General features: G+C 48.5%; 1 protein-coding gene. It reads left to right on the top strand.

Features of this window, described 5'->3' with window-relative positions:
- Positions 1-357, top strand: a 357-nt coding sequence (locus RC73_RS19685; RefSeq protein ID WP_039036216.1) for an IS110 family transposase, incomplete at both ends; no start/stop codon positions are given.

Below are 357 nucleotides of genomic sequence, written 5' to 3'. Positions count from 1 at the left end.
TAAAATGATCACCCGTGAAAAATTGACGGCGTTTATTGTTCAGCAGCCTCCGTCCCGTATTGTGATGGAAGCGTGCGGCAGTGCAAATTACTGGTCACGCCAGTTCAGGCAATACGGACATGAAGTTAAACAAATCAGTCTACAGTATGTTGCCCCCTTCAGAATGGGCAGTAAAAATGACAAAAATGATGCAGCTGCAATTGTCGAAGCTGACAGTCGCCCGGGTATGCGCTATGTGCCGGAGAAGTCTATTGAACAGCAGGATATTCAGTGTATGCACCGGGTTCGCCAGCGGCTGATGAAAAACAAAACCGCGCTGATTAACCAGATACGGGGGCTAGGCCTGGAATACGGTAT

Source organism: Shewanella sp. ECSMB14102 (assembly GCF_000813075.1).
Classification (GTDB): Bacteria; Pseudomonadota; Gammaproteobacteria; order Enterobacterales; family Shewanellaceae; genus Shewanella; species Shewanella indica.
The sequence above is the reverse complement of the archived record's forward strand: the minus strand, read 5'-3'. Positions and strand labels throughout refer to the sequence as shown.